The organism is Micromonospora citrea (genome assembly GCF_049629545.1).
In the GTDB taxonomy this organism is placed as follows: Bacteria; Actinomycetota; Actinomycetes; order Mycobacteriales; family Micromonosporaceae; genus Micromonospora; species Micromonospora citrea_A.
In genome coordinates, this window is sequence record NZ_JBNADX010000026.1 from 71,452 (window position 1) to 97,116 (window position 25,665).

Annotated in this window: 24 protein-coding genes and 1 riboswitch; of the genes, 10 read left to right on the top strand and 14 right to left on the bottom strand. The window is 73.9% G+C overall.

Annotation, left to right across the window (positions count from 1 at the left end; translation table 11 throughout):
• Window positions 1-80: 80 nt before the first annotated feature.
• From ACPFP2_RS24205 to ACPFP2_RS24225, 5 genes are all read right to left on the bottom strand, one after another.
• Window positions 81-725, bottom strand: a complete 645-nt coding sequence (locus ACPFP2_RS24205; RefSeq protein WP_424091684.1) for a DUF2278 family protein — start codon at window positions 723-725, stop codon at window positions 81-83.
• 39 nt (window positions 726-764) lie between these two features.
• Entirely contained in the window at window positions 765-1,508 is a 744-nt protein-coding gene (locus ACPFP2_RS24210; RefSeq protein WP_424091686.1) for an amino acid ABC transporter ATP-binding protein, read from the bottom strand.
• Window positions 1,505-2,302, bottom strand: coding sequence for an amino acid ABC transporter permease (locus ACPFP2_RS24215; protein WP_424091688.1), 798 nt, complete (start codon window positions 2,300-2,302; stop codon window positions 1,505-1,507). The genes ACPFP2_RS24210 and ACPFP2_RS24215 overlap by 4 nt, the downstream gene beginning before the upstream one ends.
• A 42-nt stretch (window positions 2,303-2,344) precedes the next feature.
• A complete protein-coding gene (locus ACPFP2_RS24220) occupies window positions 2,345-3,175 on the bottom strand; it encodes an ABC transporter substrate-binding protein (protein WP_424091690.1) in 831 nt (276 codons plus the stop codon).
• Between the two features lie 131 nt (window positions 3,176-3,306).
• Window positions 3,307-3,456 (bottom strand): hypothetical protein, encoded by a 150-nt coding sequence (locus ACPFP2_RS24225; protein ID WP_424091692.1) that lies wholly within the window; start codon window positions 3,454-3,456, stop codon window positions 3,307-3,309.
• A 31-nt stretch (window positions 3,457-3,487) separates the two neighbouring features.
• Window positions 3,488-3,599, bottom strand: a riboswitch (SAM riboswitch).
• A gap of 321 nt (window positions 3,600-3,920) precedes the next feature.
• Here ACPFP2_RS24225 and ACPFP2_RS24230 point away from each other — a divergent pair.
• Window positions 3,921-5,387, top strand: a complete 1,467-nt coding sequence (locus tag ACPFP2_RS24230) for a pyridoxal phosphate-dependent decarboxylase family protein (RefSeq protein ID WP_424091694.1) — start codon at window positions 3,921-3,923, stop codon at window positions 5,385-5,387.
• A gap of 88 nt (window positions 5,388-5,475) precedes the next feature.
• Window positions 5,476-6,126 carry a fasciclin domain-containing protein gene (locus ACPFP2_RS24235; protein WP_424091695.1) on the top strand — a complete coding sequence of 217 codons (651 nt, stop codon included), beginning with the start codon at window positions 5,476-5,478 and terminating at the stop codon, window positions 6,124-6,126.
• Between the two features lie 38 nt (window positions 6,127-6,164).
• Here ACPFP2_RS24235 and ACPFP2_RS24240 read toward each other — a convergent pair whose 3' ends face one another.
• Window positions 6,165-7,157 carry a sigma-70 family RNA polymerase sigma factor gene (locus ACPFP2_RS24240; RefSeq protein ID WP_424091697.1) on the bottom strand — a complete coding sequence of 331 codons (993 nt, stop codon included), beginning with the start codon at window positions 7,155-7,157 and terminating at the stop codon, window positions 6,165-6,167.
• A 137-nt stretch (window positions 7,158-7,294) separates the two neighbouring features.
• Between ACPFP2_RS24240 and ACPFP2_RS24245 the strand changes: the two genes are divergently transcribed.
• Window positions 7,295-7,921 (top strand): maleylpyruvate isomerase family mycothiol-dependent enzyme, encoded by a 627-nt coding sequence (locus tag ACPFP2_RS24245; protein WP_424091699.1) that lies wholly within the window; start codon window positions 7,295-7,297, stop codon window positions 7,919-7,921.
• 217 nt (window positions 7,922-8,138) lie between these two features.
• Window positions 8,139-8,675, top strand: coding sequence for an RNA 2'-phosphotransferase (locus ACPFP2_RS24250; RefSeq protein ID WP_424091701.1), 537 nt, complete (start codon window positions 8,139-8,141; stop codon window positions 8,673-8,675).
• Window positions 8,676-8,700: 25 nt separating this feature from the next.
• On the opposite strand, the gene ACPFP2_RS24255 is transcribed toward ACPFP2_RS24250, so the two are convergent.
• The gene (locus tag ACPFP2_RS24255; RefSeq protein ID WP_424091704.1) at window positions 8,701-9,417 is read right to left on the bottom strand and encodes an NUDIX hydrolase; all 717 of its coding nucleotides are present in this window, start codon (window positions 9,415-9,417) and stop codon (window positions 8,701-8,703) included.
• 165 nt (window positions 9,418-9,582) lie between these two features.
• On the opposite strand from ACPFP2_RS24255, the gene ACPFP2_RS24260 reads away from it, so the two are divergent.
• Genes ACPFP2_RS24260 through ACPFP2_RS24270 form a run of 3 tightly spaced genes read left to right on the top strand, consistent with a single transcriptional unit; the run spans window position 9,583 to window position 13,057 of the window.
• Window positions 9,583-11,244 carry a hypothetical protein gene (locus ACPFP2_RS24260; RefSeq protein WP_424091706.1) on the top strand — a complete coding sequence of 554 codons (1,662 nt, stop codon included), beginning with the start codon at window positions 9,583-9,585 and terminating at the stop codon, window positions 11,242-11,244.
• Window positions 11,245-11,252: 8 nt separating this feature from the next.
• Window positions 11,253-12,182, top strand: a complete 930-nt coding sequence (locus tag ACPFP2_RS24265; RefSeq protein WP_424091707.1) for a hypothetical protein — start codon at window positions 11,253-11,255, stop codon at window positions 12,180-12,182.
• Window positions 12,183-12,235: 53 nt separating this feature from the next.
• Window positions 12,236-13,057, top strand: a complete 822-nt coding sequence (locus ACPFP2_RS24270) for a hypothetical protein (protein ID WP_424091709.1) — start codon at window positions 12,236-12,238, stop codon at window positions 13,055-13,057.
• A gap of 107 nt (window positions 13,058-13,164) precedes the next feature.
• Here ACPFP2_RS24270 and ACPFP2_RS24275 read toward each other — a convergent pair whose 3' ends face one another.
• The 6 genes from ACPFP2_RS24275 to ACPFP2_RS24300 form a co-directional block, all read right to left on the bottom strand.
• The gene (locus ACPFP2_RS24275; RefSeq protein ID WP_424091711.1) at window positions 13,165-15,246 is read right to left on the bottom strand and encodes a cellulose binding domain-containing protein; all 2,082 of its coding nucleotides are present in this window, start codon (window positions 15,244-15,246) and stop codon (window positions 13,165-13,167) included.
• 311 nt (window positions 15,247-15,557) lie between these two features.
• A complete protein-coding gene (locus tag ACPFP2_RS24280) occupies window positions 15,558-16,370 on the bottom strand; it encodes a shikimate dehydrogenase family protein (protein WP_424091713.1) in 813 nt (270 codons plus the stop codon).
• Window positions 16,367-16,927 (bottom strand): NADPH-dependent FMN reductase, encoded by a 561-nt coding sequence (locus ACPFP2_RS24285; RefSeq protein ID WP_424091715.1) that lies wholly within the window; start codon window positions 16,925-16,927, stop codon window positions 16,367-16,369. Before ACPFP2_RS24285 ends, ACPFP2_RS24280 begins: the two co-directional genes overlap by 4 nt.
• The gene (locus ACPFP2_RS24290; protein ID WP_424091717.1) at window positions 16,927-17,862 is read right to left on the bottom strand and encodes an ROK family protein; all 936 of its coding nucleotides are present in this window, start codon (window positions 17,860-17,862) and stop codon (window positions 16,927-16,929) included. Before ACPFP2_RS24290 ends, ACPFP2_RS24285 begins: the two co-directional genes overlap by 1 nt.
• A 9-nt stretch (window positions 17,863-17,871) precedes the next feature.
• A complete protein-coding gene (locus ACPFP2_RS24295) occupies window positions 17,872-18,225 on the bottom strand; it encodes a DoxX family protein (protein WP_424091719.1) in 354 nt (117 codons plus the stop codon).
• Between the two features lie 88 nt (window positions 18,226-18,313).
• Window positions 18,314-18,745: a type II 3-dehydroquinate dehydratase gene (locus tag ACPFP2_RS24300; RefSeq protein WP_088978805.1), complete on the bottom strand. Its 432-nt coding sequence runs from the start codon at window positions 18,743-18,745 to the stop codon at window positions 18,314-18,316.
• A gap of 534 nt (window positions 18,746-19,279) precedes the next feature.
• Between ACPFP2_RS24300 and ACPFP2_RS24305 the strand changes: the two genes are divergently transcribed.
• Genes ACPFP2_RS24305 through ACPFP2_RS24315 form a run of 3 tightly spaced genes read left to right on the top strand, consistent with a single transcriptional unit; the run spans window position 19,280 to window position 22,306 of the window.
• Window positions 19,280-20,443 carry a DegT/DnrJ/EryC1/StrS family aminotransferase gene (locus tag ACPFP2_RS24305; protein WP_424091721.1) on the top strand — a complete coding sequence of 388 codons (1,164 nt, stop codon included), beginning with the start codon at window positions 19,280-19,282 and terminating at the stop codon, window positions 20,441-20,443.
• The gene (locus ACPFP2_RS24310) at window positions 20,440-21,573 is read left to right on the top strand and encodes a Gfo/Idh/MocA family protein (protein ID WP_424091723.1); all 1,134 of its coding nucleotides are present in this window, start codon (window positions 20,440-20,442) and stop codon (window positions 21,571-21,573) included. The genes ACPFP2_RS24305 and ACPFP2_RS24310 overlap by 4 nt, the downstream gene beginning before the upstream one ends.
• A gap of 37 nt (window positions 21,574-21,610) precedes the next feature.
• Complete coding sequence (locus ACPFP2_RS24315; RefSeq protein ID WP_424091726.1) at window positions 21,611-22,306, top strand: HAD-IA family hydrolase; 696 nt, start codon at window positions 21,611-21,613, stop codon at window positions 22,304-22,306.
• A 191-nt stretch (window positions 22,307-22,497) separates the two neighbouring features.
• Here the strand turns inward: ACPFP2_RS24315 and ACPFP2_RS24320 are convergent, their stop codons facing one another.
• Window positions 22,498-25,635 (bottom strand): amino acid adenylation domain-containing protein, encoded by a 3,138-nt coding sequence (locus tag ACPFP2_RS24320; protein WP_424091728.1) that lies wholly within the window; start codon window positions 25,633-25,635, stop codon window positions 22,498-22,500.
• Window positions 25,636-25,665 lie beyond the last annotated feature (30 nt).

Sequence of the window (25,665 nt, forward strand, 5' to 3'; positions counted from 1 at the left end):
ATCCGCCACGTCCGCCGATGCCGCTCCCGAACCGACGGGGGCGGCATCGGCCGTTCGTGCCGGGCGGGCAGCTCCGGCACCTACCGCGGATGCCCCGCACCGTCGGTCTCGTACGACTGGGAGGTGAACTTCGACAGGAACACGTCGTAGCGCCCGTCCGGCCGGAACACCACGGTGGCCCCGTCCTGCCAGGGCCCGTTCTCCGCCCACCACTGCGAGCCGGCCGGGTCGCCCTGGTTCTGGTGGATGTTGTGCATGCCCAGTCCGCGCGTGAACGGCTCGCCGAAGATCGCGGTACGGGCGCCGGGAACCAGGATCGACTCCAGCGCCGTGGCGGCCTCCAGGTGGGATCCGGCCGACCACGCCCGGGCGGCCAGCCACCGGCGCACCGCCGGGGGGAGCAGGGCGGTCAGACAGCCGTCGGTGAGCCGGAACGCGGGATGCCGGGGGTAGTCGAGCGCCCCCGAGGACGACGTCGTCGCCAGCGGGTGGTACCCGGTCGTCAGCGCGCCGAGCGTCGGCAGGCGGTCCGCGGGCAGGGTCACCAGCCGCCACTGCACGCCGGTGGCGGACTGCTTGCTGTCCACGTCCACCGCGCAGCGGTAGTGGCCGGCGGGCGCCGCGACCGTCAGGTTGACGTGGAACCAGCGGCCCTGCTCGTCCGGAGGGTCGCGGTGGTGCTCGGTGAGCGTCCCGACGAGCACGCCGTAGTGGTCCAGTGGCATACCGGCATTATCGGCGCGGACCGGCGCCGATCCGGCCGGTCACAGCACCTGGGACAGGAAGCGGCGCAGTCGGGGGTGCTCCGGGGCCTCGAAGACCGCCGCCGGCTCGCCGGCCTCCAGCACCACACCGTGGTCCATGAAGGCGACGGTGTCGGCGACGGAGCGGGCGAAGCCCATCTCGTGGGTGACCACCACCATGGTCATGCCGCCGGCGGACAGGTCGGCCATCACGGCGAGGACGCCCTTGACCAGCTCCGGGTCGAGCGCCGAGGTGGCCTCGTCGAAGAGCATGATCTGTGGTTGCAGGGCCAGCGCGCGGGCGATGGCCACCCGCTGCTGCTGCCCGCCGGACAGCTGCGCCGGGCGGGAGTCGGCCTTGGCGGCCAGCCCCACGAGGTCCAGTTGGGCCCGGGCGAGTCCGACGGCCTCGTCCTCGGAGAGCTTCTTCAGTTTGCGCAGCGCCAGGGTGATGTTGCGCAGCACGCTCATGTGCGGGAAGAGGTTGAACTGCTGGAACACCATGCCGATCCGCTGGCGCAGCGCGTCCGGGTCGTCGCGCAGCACGCTGCGCCCGTCGAGCAGCACGTCGCCGGAGTCCGGCTCGATGAGCCGGTTGATGGTGCGCAGCAGGGTGGACTTGCCGGAGCCGGACGGGCCGATCACGCAGGCGGTGCCGCCGGAGGCGACGTCCAGGTCGGCGCCGCGCAGCACCCGGTTGGCCCCGAAGGCGAGGTGCACGTCACGGACGGCGAGGCTGACCGAGGTGGTGGTGGTGGCCGTCATCGCTGGTCCTCTCGGGTCGGGCGCTGCTGCGGCAGGGCGGTCTCGCCGGCCGGGGCCGGTCCGCCGTCGTCGTCCGGGTGCGCGGTCACCGCGCGGCCCTGGCGCAGCCGCCGGTCGATCCAGTTGACCGCGTGGGTCAGCGGCACGGTCAGCGCCAGGTAGAACAGGCCGGCCAGCAGCAGCGCGGACTGGTTGCCGGTGTTCGCCGCGTAGTCCTGCCCGATCCGGAACAGTTCCCGCTGGCTGGCCAGCAGGCCGAGGAAGTAGACCAGGCTGGAGTCCTTGATCAGGGCGATCAGCTGGTTCACCCAGGCGGGCAGCACCCGGCGTACGCCCTGCGGGACGATCACCAGGCGCATCGCCTCGCCCCAGGAGAAGCCGAGCGCCCGGGCCCCCTCCAACTGCGCCGCCTCCACGCTCTGGATGCCGGAGCGGAAGATCTCCCCGATGTAGGCGGCGGCGATCAGCGACAACGCCAGGATGCCCAGCGGATACGGGTTGGGGCCCCAGACCTGCATGCCCAGCGGCGCCAGGCCGACGCCGATGAGCAGGATGGTCGCCGCGGCGGGCAGGCCGCGGAAGATGTCGGTGTAGACCCGCGCCGGCCAGCGCAACCACCGGGTACGGGAGATGCCGGCGATGGCCAGCAGCATGCCCAGCAGCGAGCCGAGCAGGGCGGCGGAGACCGCCAGGATCAGCGTGTTCGGCAGCCCGACGGTCAGCATCTCGGGCAGCGCCTCGCGCATCGAGTCGATGTCGAAGAAGGTCTCCCACAGGGTGCTCAACGGATCCATCAGTGCTCTCCCACCGCCCCGCTCGCTCGTGTGGTCGTACCGTCAGGAGGTGGCCGACGCCGACGGGACGGCGACCGTCCCGCTGCCCGGTGTGAACTCGGCCGGGATCGGCCGGCCCGGGTAGTACTGCTGCTGGAGCCGGGTCCAGGTGCCGTCGGCGATCACCTCGTCCAGGCCCTTGTCCAGCGCCTCGCGCAGCTTGTCGTTGCCCTTGGCGAAGGCGTACGCGGTGGGGGCGGGGCTGAGTTCCTTCGCCGCCACGGTGATCTTGCCATTGCTGTCCGCGGCCGACTTCTCGCCGATCTCGGCCGGGGCGATCCAGGCGTCCGCGGTGCCGGCCTTGAGCTGGTTGATCGCACCGTTGTAGTCGGGCACCCGGACCGGGTTCAGGCCCTTGCCGGTGGCGTAGTCGTCCTGGACGGTGCCCTGCACGACCACGACCCGCTTGCCGGCGAGCTGGTCGAAGCCGGTGATCGGGGAGCCGGCGGGCACGTCCAGCCCGAAGTAGCCGAAGTCGTAGCCGTTGCCGAAGTCGACGGTCTTCTTCCGCGCCTCGGTGATGGTGATGGAGGAGCTGCCGATGTCGAACTTGCGGTTGTTGACCTGGGACAGCAGCGCCGAGAAGTCGGTGCCGACGAACTCGACCTTCAGGCCGGCCTTCGCGGCGGCGGCGACCAGCAGGTCGTTGTCGAAGCCGGTGAACTTCCCGTCCTTGAGGTACACGTTGGGCGGCGCGTCGGTGAGCGTGCCGGCGCGCAGCACGCCCGGCTGGAGCAGGCCGTACGGGTTGTCGGCCGACGGGGCGGCGTCGTCGGCGCCGCAGGCGGTCAGCGTGGCGGCGGCGAGGACGGTGGCGGCGCCGAGCGCGGCCACCCTGGACAGGGAACGAAGGAATCGCACAGGTGTCTCCGGGAATCGATCGGGCGGCGCACGCGGGACGCACGCCGGGGACGGCGTGCCGCACGGGCACACCGCCTGCTGCTACGAGGAAGAGGGCTGGTCGACTACGCGGACGGGCGGCGACAGCCGTCGCTGCAGACCCGCATCAGGTCGACGTGCCGCCGCTTGACCAGCGCGACGCCGGTCGCCGGCGCGTACGGCGGGACCGCGGACGCGACGCCGCCGACGGGCGGGGCGCAAAGGTGAGCAGACATGGTTCTCCTGGTCGGTGCTGACCTGGGAACCAGGCCACGCTTGCACCGGCGCTGCGCCGGTGCCTGGTCCTCACCCGGAGCACCCCACCGTGGAGGAGGGTTGCCGGCCAGCGAGCCGGGGCTTCGCGCTGGCGCTCATGACCTGCCCCGAAGGCTAGCAACCCGATCGGGGTGGGCGTCCAGCCGTTATGACGGCCCTCACGTCCGCCCCTTACCGGCCCGGCCGTCGGGGCAGGTCTGGCCTGGCGTCGTGCCGCGCTCGGCGCCCGTCGGGACGGAATCCGGGCGGGCCACCGGGGCGGAATTGGCCGGCGCGACCGCCGGCCGGTCGGTGCCAGGGTGGAGACGGCCGGCGTCGCCGCCCGGTGCGGCCGGCTGCGAACCGTCGGCGGTCAGCCGCCGATCGTGCCGGCGCCCTCACCTGGCGGACCGCCGTGCCACCACCGTGCGACGAGGAGCCCGCGATGACCGATCCGCTGCGCGACGACGGCGGCGACGAGGCGCTGCGCCTGGTGTACGAGGCCGCCGGGGCGTACCTGTCGTCGCTGGCCGACCGCCCGGTGCACGACCCGGACAGCGTCGCCCTGCTCGGCGAGCTGTGGCAGCCGGCCGGCGACGCGCCGCTGCCCGGACGGGGTGAGGGCGCGTCAGCCGCACTGCACCGGCTGCTGCGCGTCGGCACGGCGGCGGCCACCCACTCGGCCGGCCCGCGCTTCTTCCACTTCATCATCGGCGGGGCGACCCCGGCGGCCCTGGCGGGGGACTGGACCGCCGCGCTGCTCGACCAGAACGCCGCCTTCCGCGCCTCGTCCCGGCTGGCCACCGAGGCCGAGACGGTGGCGCTGACCTGGCTGCGGGAGCTGTTCGGGCTGCCGGCGACGTTCGGTGGGGCGCTGGTGGCCAGCGCCACCTTCGCCAACGTCACCGGCCTCGCCGCCGCCACCCACTGGTGGGGCGAGCGGCACGGCGTCGACGTCGCCGCCGACGGGCTGGCCGGGCTGCCCCGGATGCCGGTCCTCTCCGGCGGGTACGTGCACGCCAGCGACCGCAAGGCGCTGCAACTGCTCGGGCACGGCCGCAACGCCGTCGAGGTGCACAGCCGCGACGCGGCAGGCCGGGTCGACCTGGTCGCGCTCGACCGGCGGTTGGCCGAACTGGCGTCCCCGGCGGTCCTCATCGGCAGCGCGGGGGAGGTGGACACCGGCGACTTCGACCCGCTGGCCGACCTCGCCGACCTGGCCGAGCGGCACGGCGCGTGGCTGCACGTCGACGGGGCGTTCGGGCTCTTCGCGGCGCTGTCCCCGCGTACCGCCGGGCTGGTCGTCGGGATCGAACGGGCCGACTCCATCGCCGGTGACGGGCACAAGTGGCTCAACGTGCCGTACGAGAGCGGCTTCGCCTTCCTGCGGGACCCGTCCCGGCTGCCGGTCGCGTTCGGCATGCCCGGGGCGGCGTACCTGCCGGGGCGGGGGAGCGCGCTGCCGACACCCGGCGAGGGCGCCGACTACGCCCTGCTCGGGCCGGAGTCCTCCCGCCGGGCCCGGTCGCTGCCGATCTGGGCGACCTTGGCCGCGTACGGGCGCGACGGCTACCGGGCCATGGTGGAGCGCCACCTGGACCTGGCCCAGCGGCTGGCCCGGCGGGTCGACGCCAGTCCCGAGCTGCAACGGCTGGCCGAGGTGCCGCTCTGCATCGTCTGCTTCCGGGCCCGCCCCGCCGGAGTGCCCGAGGAGTCGCTGGACGAACTGAACCGGCGGCTCGGCGCGGCGCTGCTCGCCGACGGCCGGGTGTACGCCGGCACCACCGTCCACGAAGGGCGCGTCGCGTTGCGACCGGCGATCGTCAACTGGCGTACCACCGAGGCCGACGTGGACCTGCTGGTCGACGTGGTACGCGAACTCACCGCGAAGGTCGTCGCCGAGCTGGGCTGAGATCGGTGCATCCACCGGGGACGGTCGGGGCGAAGCAATGGTCGTGACGACAGTCACGGATCTGGTCGCACCGACGAAGGGTTCGCCGATGAAGATCGCACGACTCGCCGCCCGCCTGGCCGCCGGGACCCTGGCCACCGCGCTGGTCACCGCCGCCATGGCCGTGCCGGCCCAGGCCGGCACGAAGCAGCCGGGCACCCGCAGCCTGGCCGCGGTGCTCACCCGGGACACCGGCGGCTTCGACCACGACCCGCGGGACTTCGACGTGCTCACCGCGGCCGTGCTCGCCGTGCTGGAGGCCAAGCCGGACTCGCCGGTCGCGGTGCTCACCGACGGAACGGTCGCGCTGACCGCGTTCGTCCCCACCGACGCCGCGTTCCGGGAGCTGGTCCGGGACATCACCGGCGTCCGGAAGCTCCCCGGCGAGTGGGCCGCGTTCACCGCCGTCGCCGGGCTCGGCATCGACACCGTGGAGGACGTGCTGCTCTACCACGTGATCCCGGGCGCCACGATCGACCGGCGCGCGGCGGTCAAGGCCGACGGGGCGACGCTCACCACCGCCCTGGGCGCCACCGTCGAGGTCGACGTGCGCCGCTGGTGGCACTTCAGCCAGGTGCGGCTGGTCGACGCCGACACCACCGACCGCGACGCGCGGGTGGTGGCGTACGACATCAACAAGGGCAACCGGCAGATCGCGCACGCGGTCGACCGGGTGCTGCGCCCCATCGACCTGCCCTGACCGACGACGGACGGCGCCCGGCCCGGTCCGGGCGCCGTTCACGTGCGCGCGACGGCCGGCGGGACCGGGACGTCGGCGCCCGCCCGCACGAACAGCGGCCACAGCCGGTCCGCGTCGAGGTACGTGACGATTCCCCGGACCCGGCCGCCGGCCACGTCGAGCAGGACCAGGGCGAACGGCACGTGCCGCCCGCCGGGACCGGGACGGGTCTGCCAGAACGCCGGGGACCCGTTCGCCGCCGTGGGCACCAGCCGGGAACCGGCGCAGGAGCCACGCGGGTCGCGCAGCGCCTCGGCGATCCGGTCCCGCCCCCGCAGGCGCCAGGCGAACGGCGGCATCGACATGGTGGCGTCCTCGTGCAGCAGGGCGACCAGCGCGGCCACGTCGTGCCGGGCGAAGGCGTCGCAGTAACGGGCGAGCAGGTCACGCTGGGCCGCGTCCGCCGGGCGCAGCACGTCCCCGGCCGTCAGGTCGGCGGCGCGCAGGGTGGCCCGGGCCCGTTGCAGGGCGCTGTTCACCGCGGCGACGCCGGCGTCGAGCAGGTCGGCGACCTCCTCGGCCCGCCAGCACAGCACGTCCCGCAGGATCAGCACGGCCCGCTGCCGGGCGGGCAGCCGTTGCAGGGCGGCGACGAGCGCCAGCCGTACCGTCTCCCGGCGCAGCGCCGTCTCCTCCGGGTCGGCGTGCGCCGGCAGCACGAGGGCGTCCGGGACGGGCTGGACCCAGTGCTGCTCGGGCAGGGGCGGGCCGAGGTCCCCGCCGCCCGTCGCGGGGCCGCCGAGGTCGATCGCGCGGGCCCGGCGCTGCGGACTGCGCAGCATGTCCAGGCAGATGTTCGTGGCGATCCGGTAGACCCAGGTGCGCAGCGAGCCGCGCCGCGCGTCGTAGCGCTCCCGGGAGCGCCAGGCCCGGACCAGCGTCTCCTGCACGGCGTCCTCGGCCTCGAAGCCACTGCCGAGCATCCGGTAGCAGTAACCGGTCAGCTCCGTACGCAGCGACTCCAGCCCGACGTCCAGCGATGCCTCGCGCACCCGGTCACCATACGTGCCGGGACCGACGGGGCGGTGGCGCAGCACGGCCGGGGTGCCACCGATGAGTTCCGGTCGGTCGGTCCGTATCCCCGTCGAGGAGCCCACGACGGGCTCGCGTACGAACGGGAGGTCACAGGATGGGCGAGGACGAGCTTCGCGCGGCGGTTGCGGCGGAACGCAGGGAGCAGGCGGCGTTGCTGGCGGCGCTGCGACCGGGGCAGTGGGACGCGCCGACCCTCTGCGACGGCTGGCGGGTCCGGGAGGTGGTGGCCCACACCACGATGCCGTTCCGTGCCTCGGTCGGGCGGACGGTGGTGGAGTTGGTGCGCGCGGGAGGCAGCGTCAACCGGATGGCCGACCGGTGCGCCCGCCGGGACGCCGCGCGGCTGTCGCCCGCCGACCTGGTCGCGGCGCTGGCAGACAACGCCGACCATCCGTGGACGCCGCCGGGGGGTGGCATGGCCGGCGCGCTGTCGCACGACGTGATCCACGGCCTCGACGTCACCGTCGGGCTGGGGCTGGACCGGCGTGTCCCGCTCGACCGGATGGCGGCGGTGCTGGCCGGCATGTCGCCGCGCAGCATCCGGTTCTTCGGCGCCGACCTGACCGGTGTCCGGCTCGAGGCGACCGACCTGGACTGGCGGCTCGGCAGCGGGACGCCGTTGCGCGGGCTCGCCCAGGACCTGCTGCTGGTGGTCTGCGGGCGCCGCCTACCGGCGGGGCGGCTGGCGGGCGCGGACGCGCAGCGGTTCACCCGACCGTGACGCCACCCGACGGGCCGTGAGCCGCCTGGCCGGCCGTGACGCCACCCGGCCGACCGTGGACGCCCCGGTCCGGTCATCGGGCGTCGTCGTAACGGGCGCGGGCGGCCTCCACCTCGGCCCGGTGTGTGGTCGCCCACGCCTCCAGCCCCGGTGGCGCCCGCCGGGGTGGGACGACAATCCGCTCGCACCCGACCGCCGGGTGCCTGAGAATGCGGGAATGGATCAACGGGCGCTGGTGCGGGTGAGCAAGCGGATGTCACTGGCGCTGCGGCACCAGCCCGGAAAGTTCGGGCTCGTCCCCGACCGGGCCGGCTGGGTCGCCGTCGACGACCTGCTCGCGGCGATGCGGATCGACCGGGTCGACCTCGACGCGGTGGTGGCCGGCAACGACAAGCAGCGCTTCGCCGTGCGGCGCGACGCCGACGGGACCGAGCGGATCCGGGCCAGCCAGGGCCACTCCATCCCGGTCGACCTGGGCCTGGAACCCTCGCCGCCGCCCGCGCGGCTCTACCACGGCACCGGCGCGGCGGCGCTCGACTCGATCCGGGCCACCGGACTGCACCGGGGCGGGCGGCACCACGTACACCTGTCGCCGGACGAGGCGACGGCCCGGCGGGTCGGCGCCCGCCGGTCCGGCGCGGTGGTGGTGCTGACCGTGGACGCGGCGGCGATGGCCCGCGACGGGCACGTCTTCTACCGCAGCGCCAACGGAGTGTGGCTCACCGACGCGGTGCCGCCGGCGTACCTGGGCTGACCGCCGGCGTTTCCGGGGGCGACGGTCAGGACCGGGGCGCCGGGCGCTGCGCGGCGGTGCGCAGCATCGGCGGGTACAGGACGGTGGCGCCACCGGCCCGGTAGAGCGCGGCGGGCCGACCGACGTCGGGCACCCGCCGGGTGCCCGTGGCGACGAGGAAGTCCTCGGCGTTGACCACCTTGCGGTGGAAGTTGCGGGCGTCGAGGCTCACTCCCCAGACCACCTCGTAGACCCGGCGCAGTTCGGTGATGGTGAAGGTCGGCGGGCAGAACGCGGTCCCCAGCGTCGTGTACTCCAGCTTGGCGCGGGCCCGTTCGAGGCCGTCGGCCAGGATCCTGGCGTGGTCGAAGGCGAGGTCGCCGGGCCCGAGGTCGGCGATGGGCGTCCACCGGGCGTGCCGGGCGTCGGTGCCGGCCACGGGCAGCGGCAGGTCGGGGGCGAGCGCCAGGTACGCCACGCTGACCACTCGTCCGCGCGGGTCCCGGTCCGGCTCGGTGTAGCTGCGCAACTGTTCGAGATGGAGGGTGCGGCCCTCGAGACCGGTCTCCTCGGCGAGTTCGCGCAGCGCGGCGGCGTCGCTGTCCTCTCTGGACCGGACGAATCCACCGGGCAGGGCCGTCTTTCCCCGGAACGGCTCCTTCCCCCGCTCGATCAGCAGGACGTGCAGCCGATCGTCCCGCACGGTGAGCACCACCAGGTCGACCGTCAGCGACACCGGGATCACCGTTCCTGGACCGTTCACACGTCGAGGCTACCCAATCGTCACCTTGACGATAAGGCGACCGGCCGATTACGTTGGGGAAGGGTTTTCGTCGTCCTGACGAAAGCTCTCACGATCCGTGACGCCAACGTCGCCAGTTCCGGTCCACTGCCCGTTCCCGCTCCCCTGTCTCCGGGAGGTCGCGCCATGACCGATCAGACCTCGTCCGTCCCGCAGCCCCGGCCGGCCCCGCCGCCGCCCGTCGGGGCGATGCACCCCACCGCGCTGAGCACCGCCACCCGACACCTCGTCGCCGGGGCCTACCTCGACGAGCGCTTCTGCCGCGCCGCCCTCGAGGAGGTCTACGAGCAGCCCCGTCGGGCGGTCGCGCCGTCGTACGGGTTCGACCTCGGCACCGTCCTCGCCCATTGCCGCCGGGCCAACACCATCCTGCTCGTCCGGGACGCCGTGATCGTCGGCGTGTTCCTGCTCAGCCTCTGCGCCACCGGCCTGATCGGGATCGTGGTCGGCGGAGTGCTGCTGGCCGGGTTGCAGTCCGCCGTCTCCACCGTCCGGCTGTTCCGCGAGACGCTGCGTCGGCTGACCGGCGGCGAGCCCCCACGGGTGTACGAGATCATCCGGACCGCCGCCGCCGGCACGGTCGCCTTCACCGTCTCCTCGGTGAGCCTGATGCTGCTCACCACGCTGATCGGTGGCCTGGCGGTCAGCCAGTTCGCCGGGGGCGGGGCCGACAGCGCCGTGTCGAGCGTGGTCACCATGCTCTTCGGCACGTTCATGGTGACCGTCCTCGCCGGATTCGGTCCACCGGTGATCACCCGGGTGTTGCGCTGGCACCACGCCGTCCAGCACGGACCCGCCGGGCGGCCGACGACGCCACCCCTCGACGCCCGGATCGAGGACATCCAGCGTCAGCAGGGCGGCAACACCATCGTGTACTCGGGCTACTCGCCGTTCGTCGGATCCGGACTGGTGCTCGACACGACGAACCTGGCCCTGCGGATGATCCGCCAGCCCGAGGGCTTCGACGACCGGACCGCCGAGGCGCAGCGCGAGTACGACCAACTGCCGTTCACCGCCGAGCAACTGGTCGGGTACGTCCGCGACCAGCTCGCCCCGCTCGGTCGGGCGAGCGCCCCGGAGCACCGCCTGCCGGGTCTGACGGTCACCGACCACGTCTTCACCGCCGGCACCGAGACCACCGAGCTGGCCCTGTCCACCGACGGACCGACGATGGTGGGCATCATCCGCCAGCCCCTCGACGCCCGCCGGCACTACCTCGCCTGTCGGGTCACCTCCTGGAAGGGCGAGCTGGTCACCAGCGTGTACGTGCACTTCGCGCTGCAGGGCCGCACCCTCTACCTGGAGACCGCCACCTGCGCCCTCGCGCCGTGCCGGGACGAGTACCGCGTGATCGACGACGTCCGCAGCCTCGGAGCGGTGCCCTACCTGCGGGCGGCGTGGACCGGGCTGGCCGAGTCACCCCGGGTCGTGGCGCTGGCGCCGGTCAACCTGCTCCGGGCCGGGCTGCGGTGGGTGGTACGGCGGATGCAGGAGAACCAGGGCGCTCTGCCGTACGGGGTGGACCGCGGCGCTCGGGTCGGGGTGCGGGAGCTGGCCACCCTGGACGAGGTCCGCAACGACTTCCAGATGCAGGACGTCGCCAAGTACGAAGAGATCGTCACCCGGCGCGTGGTCGCGGCCACCCTCGACTTCCTCGTCACGCACGGGGTGGACGTGACCGAGTTCCGCCAGCGCGCCAACGTCCTGATCAACAGCGGCGTGTACGCCGGCGGCAACATCGGCGCCATCGGCGACGTCAAGAACTCCTTCAACCCGAGCAAGAAGTGAGCAGCGGCATGGACCGTCAGCCCGGTGGGCACAACAGCGGCATCTCCGCCGGTGGCGACATCGGCCACATCGGCAACATCTCGGACTCGTTCAACCCGGTCCACGGCGACCCCACGGCCCGACCGGCGGGGGAGACCCCCGGCGACCCCGGGCCGCAGCGGCGGGCCGACGTGGGGGTCCTCACCGTCCTGCCCCAGGAGACCCGCGCGATGGTCTCGGTCTTCCGGCAGGCCGACGACTACCGCCAGCGCACCCTGCCCGACCGCTCCCGGGTGCACGAGGCCACCTTCCGCACGTCGGCCGGCCCGCTCGAGGCGGTCCTGCTCCAGACCCTCGACCGGGGGCAGCGCTCGGCCACCGCCGCGTACGCCCGGCTCCGGCGCTGGTACGCCCCGCCGATCGTCGCCCTCGTCGGCATCGCCGGCGGCATCAGCTCTCGACTCGACGTCGGTGACGTGGTCCTGGCCGACCAGATCATCTACTACGACGAGCGCCGGGAGACCGCCGAGGGGACCCGCTGGCGCGGCGAGTCCACCGCGCTGACCGCGCCGATGACGATCGCGGTCAACGACCTGTTCAGCACCGAGGGGGAGCCGCTGATGATCCCCTCGCCGGAGCGCGACGGCACCTTCCGGGTGGCCCGGGGGCCGCTCGGCTCGGGCAGTGCGGTGATCACCGACGAGCACTCCCGGATCCGGCGGTTCCTGCAGGAGTTCCACGAGAAGTGCCTGGCCGTCGAGACCGAGTCCGGCGGCCTCGTGCAGGGATTCCGGGAGGAGTACGCCGACGACACCGGGGTGCTGGGCTGGCTCGTGCTGCGCGGCATCTCCGACCACGCGGACGCCGCCAAGGGGCACCGCGACCACGACCTGGCCGCCCGGCACGCGGCGGCGGCGTTCCACCGGGTGCTGCCGTACCTGTGGGACGCGCGGAAATGACCGGTGCGGCCCGGCCCGGCACCGGGCCGCACCACCCGCACCGGGAGGACTCGATGCCCACCCCTGTCCGGCGACGGCGGTCGCTCAGTGGCCAGCTCAACCAGCTGGATACCGCGGTCACCGTCGTGCTCGCCCTCACCATCGGAGTGCTCGGCGTCCTCGACGTCGTGAACGCCGCGACCGTGGCCGCCGCGACCCTGGCCACCCTCGCCCTGCTCGCCACCACCCTGGCCGGGGAACGCCGGCAGCTGGGCCGCGTGGTGCGGCTGCTCGACCGTACGGCGCGGATGATGCGGCACCTGCCGGCCCAGGCCGGCGGCGGCGCACCGCTGCGCGCCTCCGCCTCGGGGGCGGACGTCGACCTCACCGACGTCGACGACATCGCCATGGTCGGGGTGACGCTCGGCCGGACCCTGCGCAACCGGGTCGACCAGATCGACGGCCGGCTCGTCGCGGGCGCCCGGGTCCGGATCGCGCTCATCGACCCGGCCACCTCGGCCCCGGCCGAGGCCGCCCGCCGGGCCACCCTGCCCGACGACCGCGACATCTTCGTCAACCGGGTCCGGCCCACGCTGGACCTGCTGCGGGAACTCGCGCTGACGGACCGCCCCGGCGGCGGGCGGCTGGAGGTGCGGCTGCTGCCGCTCGTCCCGGCGTCGGGGATGATCCTGCTGGACGCGGGGGACGACACCGGGCGGATCCACGTCGATCTCTACTCGCACCGCCCGGCGGCGCGGGAGCCGATGCTCCTGGTGACCGCCGCCGACGCGCAGTGGTACCGCCACTTCCGGGAGGAGTTCGAACACCTCTGGGCGCACGGCCGACCGGTCGACCTGACGGCCGGCCCGCCGGGCCGTACGGCGGAAGCCGCCTGACCGCGCCCTCCGACGCGCCGGTGGGCCTGCCGGCAGGGTCCGTGAGACCCCGCCGGCAGGCATCGATCACCGCGGCCGGTGGCCCGACGGCCCGGACACCCGTGCCGTCACCGGGTGGTGCAGACGGCGCCGTTGAGACGGAACGTGGTCGGCAGGACGTTCGGACCGCTGTACCCGCCGACGAAGCCGGCGCTGGTGCTGCCGCCGACGGCGATCCTGCGGTTGTCGGCGGTGGCGGTGACCTTGACGCTGGTGCCGACCTGCTCCCAGGTGGCGCTCCAGCCGCTGCCGACCTGCTGCCAGGTGGTCGGCCAGGTCCAGGTCAGCGTCCACCCGTCGACGGGATGCGCCCCGGTGTTGACGATGTCGACGCCGCCGATGTAGCCGTTGCCCCAGTCGGAGTTCTTCGTGAAGCGGACGGCGCACGTGCTGGTGGCCGGGCTGCCGGTGGTGAAGGTCAGCGGCGGCGAGGACCGGGAGACCCGACCTGCGCCGTCGCGGGCCAGCACGTTGACGGTGTACCGGGTGCCCGGGTTCAGGTTGTCGACCGTCAACGAGCTGCCGGTCGTCTCACCGAGCTGCTCGCTGACCGCCCCGTTCTGCCGGTACACCTCGTACTTGACGGGCGGGCCGGCCACCGGCGGCAGCGCGGGCCAGGAGATGGTCGCGCTGCGGTCGGTCACCGCGGTGGCGGTGGGTTGCAGCGGCGTGGCGGGCCCGCCACCGACCACCTCGGCCGGGCGCAGCACGAGCGTGGTCAGCGAGTACGGCGGCAGGGTCCGGCTGGTGGCGCTGCCGCCGGCCCCGGTCTCGATGCCGGTGGCGCCGTTGGTGAGGGTGTGCACCGTCGGCGCGGCGTCGGACGGCGTGAACCCGGCGTAGTCGATGTCGACCGGGTACGCGTTCTCCGGGTCCTTGTTCACCAGCAGCACCGCGACCTCGCCGTCGCGCCGGCGCACCGCGTGCGCGGTGACCAGCGGCTGGTCGGTGCCGGCCCGGATGAACTGGTCGCCGGCCCTGGCGAACAGGTTCATCATGGACATCCCGTGGTACGGCGCGAACGGCGTGTTCAACGGCGGCTGGCAGACCGACCCGTCGGCGGTGCAGCCGCCGCTGGAGAGCATGCCGTAGTCGCCGTAGTCGGTGTGCCCGGCCACCTCGGACACCGTGCCGATGCCGTTGTGCACGTTCCACCAGTGCGCCGTGAACACCCCGTTCTCCAGCAGGTCGCTGTAGGCGTCGGCGAGGAACAGCGCGCCGGGCTGGGTGTTCCGGCCGGCTTCGACGTTCAGCTCGGTGAAGCTGATCCCGATCCGGGAGGCGTTCGGGCCGGCGTACCGGGTGAGTTGCTCGCGCAGCAGGTGGATCGCGTCGTCGATGTGGGCGGTGCGCTCCAGCGACTGCGCGGCGGTGCCGCCCGGGTACCAGTGCACGTCGACGAAGTCGATCTTCGGCCCGGCGACGGAGAGCACGGCCTGGTTCCACGGGCCCGGGTCGGTGCCGGCGGTGATCCCGTCCGGCCAGTTACCCGGCATGGTCAGCACCGCGCCGACCTTGATGCCCGGGTCGACCGCCTTCATCGCGTCGGCGTAGTCGACCACCAGGTTCGCGTAGTACGTCGCGCTCTTGTCGGGGTGCTCGTCGGCCTCCCAGCCCGACCCGTAGTGGCCGTTGCCGTAGTTCTCGTTGCCGATCGTCCAGTACTTCGCGCCGTAGCCCTTGGTGACGTTGGCGTACCGGACCCAGTCGGCGGCCTCGGCCGGGGTGCCGGTGCCGTAGTTCGCGATGATCATCGGCTGCGCGCCGACCCGCCTCGCGGCGGCCATGAAGGTGTCGAAGTCGGTGTTCGGGGCGACGTACCCGCCGGGCGCGGTGTGGTCCTTCCAGTGGTAGATGTCGGCGTACGAGCCGCCCGGGTACCGCACCATCCGCACACCGGCGGCGCGCAGCAGGTCGGACGTCTCGTCGGTGCCGAGGTTCTGGTCCCAGATGGCGTGGTTGACGCCGAGCGCGGTGTCCGGCACGGTCGCCAGCCCCGCCCGCGCGTTCACGGTCACGGCCACCGGGCCGTTCGCCGCGTGGACACTCGGAGGGCTGACGGCGGTCAGGATGCCGGTGGCGAGCAGCAGGCTCGCCGCGAGGGCCGTCGCGCGGACGGCGCGGCGGCCGGATGTGGTGGGGATGGTCATGCGGGCTTTCCTTCTCGGGACGGCCGCCCGGCCGACGGCGGCCGGCTCGTGGTGGGCACGAGTCGCCGCGGCGGGCGTGGCAGGGAACGGGTGCTCGATCGCCCGTGTCGCCGTCCCCCGGAGACGGGTGCCCGCTCCGGTTGCCCAGTGGACGACTGTCAGCCCCGCGCGGCTGGCCATCGACGCCCAAGAATCCCACACCGGTTCCGGCGCCTCAAGGCACCGCCCCGGCACACCGGCCGTCCGGGTCCCGGTGGCCCGCCGCGCCGACGGTGACGCTGCCCCCGGCGGCCCCGCCGACTCCGACGGGGCTACAGGTCGAAGAAGTCCAGGTAGGAGTCCAGTTGGTGGGCGAGCATCGGCTCGCCGGGGTGGGCGGCCAGACCCCGCTCGGCGGCCGCCCGCAGCAGCGCCGTCTCCGCCGGCCTCATGATGATGTCGGCGACCACGGCGTGCGCCGGCAACCCGGTCACCGGGAACGGCAGCGGGTCGTCGGGCCGCAACCCCAGCGGCGTCGCGTTCACCGCGACGTCGACGTCGGCCAGTCGCGGCCCGGTCGCGGCGCGCACCCGACCGGGGTACGCGTCGGACAGCCGCCGCCACAGCGTGTCGAGCCGGCCCGGGTCGGTGTCGACCAGCCGCAACTCGGCCACCTCCGCGTCGAGCAGGGCGACCGCGATGGCGCTGCCCGCCCCGCCCGCGCCCACCACGCACACCCGCAGCCCCTTCGGGTCGTGCCCGGCCTCGACCAGGCCACGGACGAAACCGTCGCCGTCGAAGGTGTCCGCCGACCAGGTGCCGTCGGGCTCCCGGCGCAGCGCGTTGACGCTGCCGGCCAGGCGGGCGCGGGCGGTGGCCCGGTCGGCGAGGATCAGGGCGGCCGCCTTGTGCGGCACTGTCACGAGGATGCCGTGCAGGTTGGCCACCTGCCGCAGGGCGCGCACCACCGGCGCGACGTCGCCCGGCGTCACCTGCATCGGGACGAGCACGGCGTCGGCGCCGCGCCGGGCCAGCACGGGGTTGAGCAGACCGGGGGCCCGCACCTGCGCGATCGGGTCGCCGAGCAGCGCGTACACCCGGGTCGTGCCGCTGATCGCGGGCAGGGGCTGCGGCGGGGCGGTCACGGGCGGCGCAGCCCGCGCAGCGCGCTGCCCCAGGCGACCACCTGGTCGAGCATGGCCGACACCGCCTGCTCCTGGTGGGCGGCGGGGCGGAAGTCACGGAAGTTCACGAAGTCGGTGTGCAGGGAGAGCGCCACCTGGGACCGGACGTCGGCCACCTCCACCTGGGCGAGCACCAGCCGCAGGTGCTCCGCGGCCCGGGTGCCGCCGTGCAGCCCGTAGCTGACCAGGCCGGCGGACTTGTCGTGCCACTCCCGGTAGAGGTAGTCGACGGCGTCCTTCAGCACCCCGGGGATCGAGTGGTTGTACTCGGGGGTGACGAAGACGAACGCGTCCAGGGCGGCGATCGTGCTCGCCCACCGGCGCACCTTCGGCTGGGTGGACGGGGCCATCGACGGCGGCAGCGGCGAGTCGAGGTGCGGCAGGTCGTGATCACGCAGGTCGACCAGTTCCGCCGTGGCGTCGCCGCGCTTGGCGGCGATGTCGCGTACCCAGCGGGCGATGACATCGGACTTGCGGCCGGGGCGGGTGCTGCCGGCGATGACGCCGATCCTGATCATCAGGTTTCCTCCACTGTGTCGCACTCGGACGGGATGACGAGGTCACGGGCCAGTTGAACCGCGCCGTGCAGCGACGACAGGCCGCCGAGGGCGGCGGCGCGCACCACCGGCGCCGGGCGTCCGGGGCGGGCCGCCAGCCGGGCCGTGTGCCCGACGAGCGGCACGAAGCCGGGCAGCCCGTCGGCGAAGCCACCGCCCACGATCGCCACCGCCGGGGCCAGCAGCTCACCGAGGCTCACCACCGCCGCCGCCAGCGCGGCGCAGCTCGCGTGGACCGCCGCGACCGCCCAGGGCCGGCCGTCGCGCAGCCCGGCCCGCAGGTCGTCGAAGCTCACCTCGCCGCCCCGGGCTAGGGCCGCCCGGCGCAGGGTGGCCGGGCCGGAGGCCACGGACTGCAGGCAGCCGGTACGCCCGCAGTCGCAGCGTGCGCCGTCGAGGTCGACCACCATGTGCCCGACCTCGGCGGAGGCGCGGCCCGGGACGAGCCGTCCGTCGAGGACCACGCCACCGCCGACTCCGGTGCCCACGCCCAGGTAGACCACGTCGTCGCGGCCGGCGTGGCGGGCCTCGGCCAGCGCGGCCAGGTCACCGTCGTCGGCGTACCCGCTGCGGCTGCCGGGGAAGATGCGGTCGCACGCCCCGGCGAGGTCCAGACCCGTCCAGCTCGGCCGGCCCGGCCAGGTCAGCACCGTGCCGGTGGCGTCGGTGGTCGCCGGCATCGCGAGCCCGACGGCGTGCACCGGACCCCAGGTGGCGCGCAGCGCGGCCACCTCGGTGTCGAGCGCCGCCAGGTCGGCGTCCGGATCGGCTCCCGGCGGCCAGCGGAACGTCCGTTCGTACGCCGGCCGACCGGCCCCCTCCGCCCGCAGCGCGACCTTGGTGCCACCGACGTCGACGCCCAGCAGCCCGACCGGGGCTCCCCGCGCGGCCGGCACCTCGGACCCTCAGCCGTTCACGACGTGCAGGACGGCCAGCGCCCCGGCGGCGAGAGCGAACACCACCGGAACCACGGTCATCGGGACCGGGTCCTTGGCGCGGGCGTGGTAGACCGCCGCCCCGATCATCAGCAGGGTCAGGCCGACCGCCGCGGCGACGCCGATCGGCGGCCAGAGCAGGCCGAGCAGCAGGCCGGCGACGGCGGCGATCTCCAGGCCGCCGATCAGCCGGGTGAGGCCCGGGGAGACGCCGAGGTGGGCCATCCGCTCGCGCATCTGCGCCTGGCCGGTGAGCTTCGGGACGGCCACGGCCAGGATGACCGAGGCGAGGATGAGGGTCAGGACGACGACGGGGATACGCACACAGTGTCCTTCGGGTAGTGCCGGACGATCCGACGACCGTACCGGGGCCGGTCCTGCGTGGACCGGACGTCGGTGCGGCTGCGGTCGGTCATGCGACGGTGGTGACGAGGGCGCGGGCGGCCAGCCGGTAGCCCAGCGCGCCGAGCCCGACGATCACCCCACTGGCCAGCGGGGCGAGCACCGAGTCGTGCCGGAAGCTCTCCCGTGCCCAGACGTTCGACAGGTGGACCTCCAGCCACGGGCGGGGGTAGTTCGCCAGCGCGTCCCGCAGGCTCCATCCGGCGATCATCAGCGCGCCGGGGTTCACGATCGCGCCCACCGTGTCGTAGTTGCTCTGGATCGCGCCGATCAGCGCGCCCTCGCAGTCGTGCTGCCGGGCGATCACCCGCCAGCCGCGCGGCGCGACCTCCTCGGCTACGGCCCGCTCGATGTCGGCCAGCGTGTCGGTGCCGTAGATCTCCGGCTCCCGCCGTCCGAGGATGCCCAGGTTCGGGCCGTTGAGCAGCAGCACGTCGGACACGGTTCACCTCACGCGGGGGCGGTCCCTCCCGACAGGACCGACGACAGTTCCTGCAGTATCGCCGGGGTCCGGCCGCCGGCGGCGCGAGCCGCCGGGGATCTAAGGGGTGCGTAGGGGCCGCTAGGGGCGCGGTTCCGAGCCGGCTTCCCGGGCTGTCGTGGCCCGCCGTCCCGAGCGGGCTGCGTGTGACGCGGGGTGCCCCCGCCCGTACGGGGCGGCCACGGTCCACCACGAGGCGCGCGATGGTCGGGCGACCCGGACACGGGTGGCGTCGGGGTTCCCGCAGTCTTACTACGCCGCCGCCGCGCAGGCCCGGCCAGCCGCCGGACTAAGGGGTGGGTAGGGGCCGTTAGGGGAGGTGAGCGGCCTGCCGGGTCGGTTAGCGTCCATCGCGAGCAGAGCACTCGCCGCGACCGCGGCGACGCCCGCCTCGAACCCGACCGTGCGGCACGGGTCCTCCCCGGTGCGCCCGGTGTCGCGGGGACGGCGCAGCCGAGGAACCGCTGGTCCTCCTGGATTGGGAAGTGGGAAGTCATGAGTGGTGAGCCGTCGACAGTGCCGGAGTTCCCCGAGTGGCCGCAGTTCGGTGACGAGGAGCGGGCCGGCCTGATCCGCGCCCTCGAGCAGGGTCAGTGGTGGCGGGTGGGCGGCAGCGAGGTCGACACCTTCGAGGCGGAGTTCGGGGCGTACCACGGCACGCCGCACGCGCTCGCCGTCACCAACGGCACCCACGCCCTGGAGGTCGCCCTCGAGGTGCTCGGCGTCGGGCCCGGTACCGAGGTCATCGTCCCGGCCTTCACCTTCATCTCGTCGTCGCTGGCCGCCCAGCGCCTCGGCGCGGTCGCGGTGCCGGTCGACGTCGACCTGGACACGTACTGCATCGACCCGGCAGCGGTCGCGGCGGCCATCACCCCGCGGACAAAGGTGATCATGCCGGTGCACATGGCCGGCCAGTTCGCCGACATGGACGCGCTGGACAAGATCGCCGCCGACGCCGGGGTGGCGCTGCTCCAGGACGCCGCGCACGCGCACGGCGCGCAGTGGCAGGGCAGGCGGGTCGGCGAACTCGGCTCGGTCGCCGCGTTCAGCTTCCAGAACGGCAAGCTGATGACCGCCGGTGAGGGTGGCGCGGTGCTCTTCCCCGACGAGGAGCTGCGCGAGCGGGCGTTCCTCGTGCACAGCTGCGGACGGCCCCGCACCGACCGGGACTACCTGCACCGCACCACCGGCTCCAACTTCCGGATGAACGAGTTCACCGCGGCCGTGCTGCGCGCCCAGCTGACCCGGCTGGACGACCAGATCGCGGTGCGCGAGCAGCGCTGGCCGCTGCTGGCGAGCCTGCTCGCCGAGATCCCGGGCGTGGTGCCGCAGGGCAGCGACGCGCGCGGTGACCGCAACCCGCACTACATGGCGATGTTCCGGGTCCCCGGCATCACCGTCGAACGTCGCCGTGCCGTGGTCGACGCGCTCATCGCCCGGGGTGTCCCGGCGTTCGTGGCGTTCCGGGCGATCTACCGGTGCGAGGGATTCTGGGCGGCCGGCGCGCCCGACGAGACGGTCGAGCAGATCGCCGCCCGCTGCCCGAACGTCGAGCAGATCCACGCCGACTGCGTGTGGCTGCACCACCGCACCCTGCTCGGCACCGAGCAGCAGATGCACGACATCGCCGCCGTGCTGGCCGACGTCCTCGCCGGATGACCGCCGTGCCCCCGGCCGCCGCGCCCGACCGTCCGGTCCGGGTCGCGGTGGCCGGCCTCGGGTGGGCCGGGCGCGAGATCTGGCTGCCCCGGCTCGCCGCGCACCCGGCCTTCGAGGTGACCGCCCTGGTCGATCCGCAGCCGGCCGTGCGGGAGCGGGCCCGCGACACCCACCACGTGCCGTTCGCGTACGCCGACGTCGACGACCTGCCCGCCGGCACGGCGGACCTCGTGGTGGTGGCCGTGCCGAACCACCTGCACGCCGCCGTCGCCGCCCGGCTGCTGCGCCGGGGCGTGTCGGTCTTCCTGGAGAAGCCGGTCTGTCTGACCTCCACCGAGGCGGACCTGCTCGCCGACGCGGAACGCGCCGGCGGCGCCGTGCTGCTGGCCGGCAGCGCCGCCCGCTGGCGGGCCGACGTCGGGGCGCTGGTCGAGGTGGCCGCCGAGCTGGGCCCGATCCGCCACGTCGACGTGGCCTGGGTCCGCGCCCGGGGGGTGCCCGACGCGGGCGGCTGGTTCACCCGCCGTGACCTCTCCGGCGGTGGCGCCCTGGTCGACCTCGGCTGGCACCTGCTCGACACGGTGCTGCCGCTGCTCGGGACCGCCCCGATCACCCACGCCGTCGGCAGCGTCTCCGACGACTTCGTCAACGACGACGCCGCCCAGGCCGCCTGGCGCGGCGAGGCCGGGGCCGGTGGCCGGGTGCGCGGCGACGTCGAGGACACCGCGCGGGGCTTCCTGCTCACCGCCGACGGCGCGTCCGTTGCGGTGCACGCCTGCTGGGCCTCGCACGAGGCCCGGGACCGCACCACGATCACCGTGCAGGGCGCTGCCGGGTCGGCGACCCTGCGCTGCACGTTCGGGTTCAGCCCGAACCGGGAGCCGACGCCGGTGCTCACCCGCACCCGCGACGGCGAGACCGTGCGGCTGCCACTGCCCGCCGAGTCGATCGGCGTCGAGTACGACCGCCAACTCGACGCCCTGCCGGACCTGCTCGCCGACCCGGCCAGCCGGGGGGCGGCCGCCGCCGAGGCACGCCGGACCATCGACGTCATCGAACGGATCTACCACGCCGCCCGGCCCACCGAGCCGGAGCGGGAGCACGCGCTGGCGGGCCATCGCGACCGGTGAGAACCACCGGCGACCTCACTCGCTCCGGGGAGCAGCCATGAGCCATCCACCGTCCATCGTCGACGTACCCCGACCGGCGCCGAGCCGGGGCCCGATCCGTGCGGTCGTGTTCGACCTCGACGGCGTCGTGGTCGACAGCTCGGCCGTCATGCGCGAGGCGTTCAGCATCGCGTACGCCGAGGTGGTGGGGGACGGCCCCGCGCCGTTCGAGGAGTACAACCGGCACATGGGCCGGTACTTCCCGGACATCATGCGGCTGATGGGCCTGCCGTTGGAGATGGAGGAGCCCTTCGTCCGGGAGAGCTACCGGATGGCCCACCTGGTGCCGCTCTTCCCCGGCGTGCGGGAGACGCTGCAGACGTTGCGGTCCCGGGGCATCCGGATGGCGATCGCCACCGGCAAGAGCGGCCCCCGGGCCCGCTCACTGCTGGACACCCTCGGCGTGCTGGACCTCTTCGACCAGGTGATCGGCTCCGACGAGGTGGCCCGTCCCAAGCCCGCCCCGGACATCGTGCTCCAGGCGCTGGGCCACCTCGACGTGCCCCCGGAGCAGGCGATGATGGTCGGCGACGCGGTGATCGACCTGCTCAGCGGACGCGACGCCGGCGCCACCACGGTCGCCACCACCTGGCACGGTGGGGACGTCGCCGCGCTGCTCGCCGCCGGCCCGGACCTGGTCGCCCACGCCCCGACCGACCTGCTCGCCCACTGCCCGGCGGCCCTCGTCCCCTGACGCAGGCAGAAAGCCACCTGCCCGGCCCGGGAGGTGGCTTCCTGCCTGAGGGCAGGCCGGTGCCACGTGTGCCGGCGTCGGATCACGTGCCGGCCCGGCAGCCGGGGCAGTAGCGACTGCCCCGCCGAACCTGTCACTGGATCACGCGGGGCGACCCGTGGTGACCGGGGCCGCCGGTCACCACGGGGTCCTCAGCTCAGGTCGGACCCGGCGGCCTCCGGGCCGGCGTCGAGGAAGCGCAGCATGTGGGCGCCCAACTCCTCGGCGAGGCGGAACGGGAGCAGGTCGGTCCGGATGGTGATGCGCAGGAGCGCGTCGGTGTGCCGGGGGATCGCCTCGACGGTGAGACCGCTCATCACCTCCCGGGCGTACGGCTCGACGACCTCCTCGGTCCGGCAGCCGGGCAGCTCCAGGGGGAGCACCACGTTGTCCTGGAAGGCGAAGCCCGGCAGGCCGGCCACCACCTCGCCGGGCAGCCCCACGGCCGGGTCGGCGGCGCTCTCCGAGAAGGGGATGTCCTGGGCGGCCATCAGCTCGTCGACGGTCTGTTGGACGTGCCGGAGCAGGTCCCGGCCCGGCTGGAACCGGACCCGGACGCAGTTGGAGTTGATCCGGGTGGTGAAGGCGGAGTCGAGGATGCGGCTGCCGCGCTTCGCGACGATCATCAGCAGGCCGATGTCGTCCTGCCGGTGCACGGCCCGCAGGGCGGACGCGAACGCCGCGGCGAAGTAGCTGGAGCGGCTGAACCGCTGTTCGCGCGCCGCCCGGTCCCAGCGCTGCATCGTCTCGGGGGCGACGGTGAGGATGTGGCCGGCCTTCGGACCCCAGCCCAGCGCCTGCTCCAGCGGCACCGTGAGTTGGCCGTCGCCCTGGCGGGGCAGGCCGCGCAACTGTTCGCGCCAGTAGGCGCGTTGCGCCTGGAGGTCGGCGGCCTCGCGCAGCCGGGTGTATTCGTCGTAGGACTGGCGCAGGGTGGGTGCGGGTCGGTCCCAGGCCGGGGCCTGGCCGGAGAGCCGTGCGGTGTAGGCGTGGCTGAGGTCGCGCACGAGCAGGGCGTGTGACCAGCCGTCGAAGGCGATGTGGTGGATGCCGATGCCGAACAGGACCCGGTTGGTCGAGGGGTGTCGGATCAGCGCGGCGCGCCAGTTGCGGCCCTGGGTGTAGTCCAGCGGCTGCTGCACGGCGTTTGCCAGCTGGTCCAGGGCTTCCTGTTCGGTGGTGGCGTCGGTCAGCAACTGCAGCTGCGGCATGCCCGGGTTCGGCGGGACGAGCGCCACCGCGGGGTCGACCCGGCGGTAGCGGGCGTGCAGCGCCTGGTGGCGGCGGTGCACGTCGCCGAGGGCGGCCATCAGGGCGCGCAGGTTCAGCTCGCCCTCGATCCACCAGGTGGTCGGGCAGACCAGCTCGAAGGGGAGCCAGACGCACTTGGCGACCGACAGGGTCAGCGGGACGGGTTTGGCCGGGCCGGAGCGGCCGGTGACGGGTGGCTCCGGTTCGGCCTCGGGACGCCGGGGTGCGGTGGCCAGCCACCGGGCGAGGGTGTGTGGGGTGGGGGTGCGGTGGATCTGGGAGACGGGAACGACGGTGTTGGTGGTTTCGTCGATGGTGGTGGCGACGGTGGCGGATTGCAGGGAGGTGCCGCCGAGGTCGAAGAAGTTGTCGTGGGTGCCGACGTGGTCGATTCCGAGGACGTCGGCGAAGATGCCGGTGAGGAGTCGTTCCTGATCGGTGGTGGGTGCGGCGTACTCGATGTCGAGGTCGGGGCGTTGGGTGGTGGGTTCGGGTAGGGCGCGCCGGTCGATCTTGCCGGTGTCGCCGGTGGGGAACCGGTCGAGGACCATGATCACGGCGGGGACCATGTAGGCGGGTAGTTGGGTGGCGGCGTGTTCGCGGAGTGCGGCGACGGCGGGGTTGCGGCCGGTCACGTAGCCGACCAGTCGGGCGACGCCTCGGTCCTCGCGGCGGACGACGACGGCGGCGTCGACATCGGGGTGTTGTGCGAGGACGGCTTCGATTTCGCCGAGTTCGATGCGGATGCCGTTGACTTTGACCTGGTGGTCCATGCGGCCGAGGATCTCCAGCGCCCCGGCGGCGTTCCATCGGCCGAGGTCGCCGGTGCGGTAGGCGGGGCCGCCGCCGTGCGGGTCGGTGACGAAGCGTTCGGTGGTGAGTTCGGGACGGTGCAGGTATCCGTCGGCGACGCCGAATCCGGTGATCAGGATTTCGCCGGGTGTCCCGGCGGGAACGAGGTTCAGGTCGGTGTCGACGACGCGGATCTGCCGGTTGGGCATGGGCCAGCCGATCGGCACGTACGCCCCGTCCCAACCGGTCGACGCGTCGAACCAGGTACACGCCACCGCCGCCTCCGCCGGCCCGTACGCGTTGAGCAGGCGGGCGCCGGCGGCCGTCCAGCGGCGGGCCATCTGGGGCGGCACCGGCTCTCCGGCCAGGGTCAGGCAGGACATGCTCGGGCAGTCGGCCGGGTCGACGGCGGCCAAATTGGTCGGCGGGCAGAACGCGTGGGTCACCTGCTCCTTGGCGATCAGGTCGGTGAGCCGGCGGCTGTCGAGCAACTCGTCCCGGGAGCAGACGACGACCCGCGCGCCGGAGGTGAGGGCGGTGTAGATCTCGCCCAGCGCCACGTCGAAGACGGGCGCGCAGCAGTGCAGCATCCGGCTGTCGGGGCCGACGGCGCACTCGTCGCTCATCCAGGCCAGGAAGTTCGTCAGCTGCTGGTGGGTCAGCACGACGCCCTTTGGGGTGCCGGTGGAGCCGGAGGTGTAGATGACGAACGCGGGGGCGGTGGCGGGCACGGTCGGCAGCGTCGATGGCTCGCAGGCCTCGATGGTGGGCCAGTCGTCGTCGAGTGCGATGACGTGGACGTTGTCGGTGCGGGGGATGTGGGGGGCGGTGTGGCTGGTGGTGAGGACGATGCGTGCGCCGTGGTCGTTGAGGAGCATGTGCATGCGTGCGGTGGGCCAGGTGGTGTCCATGGGGGTGTAGGCGGCGCCGGCGCGTAGGACGGCGAGGGTGGCGACGAGGGTCCAGAGGCTGCGGTCCAGGGCGAGGGAGACGACGTCGCCGTCGTCGACGCCGTGGGCGCGTAGGTGGGCGGCGAGGGCGGCGGAGCGGCGGTCGAGTTCGGCGTAGGTCAGTGTCTCGTCACCGGCGATGCCGGCGACGGCGTCGGGGGTGTGTCGGGCCCAGTGCAGGACCAGGTCGTGGATCGGCTCGGCCGGGACTTCCCGTACCGGTCCGAGGCCCCAGGTGAGCAGTTGTTCCCGTTCGGCGTCTGACAGCGGCCCGGCGGCGTCGACCGTACCTGCCACGGCATGCGCGGCATCGAACCCGACAGACAT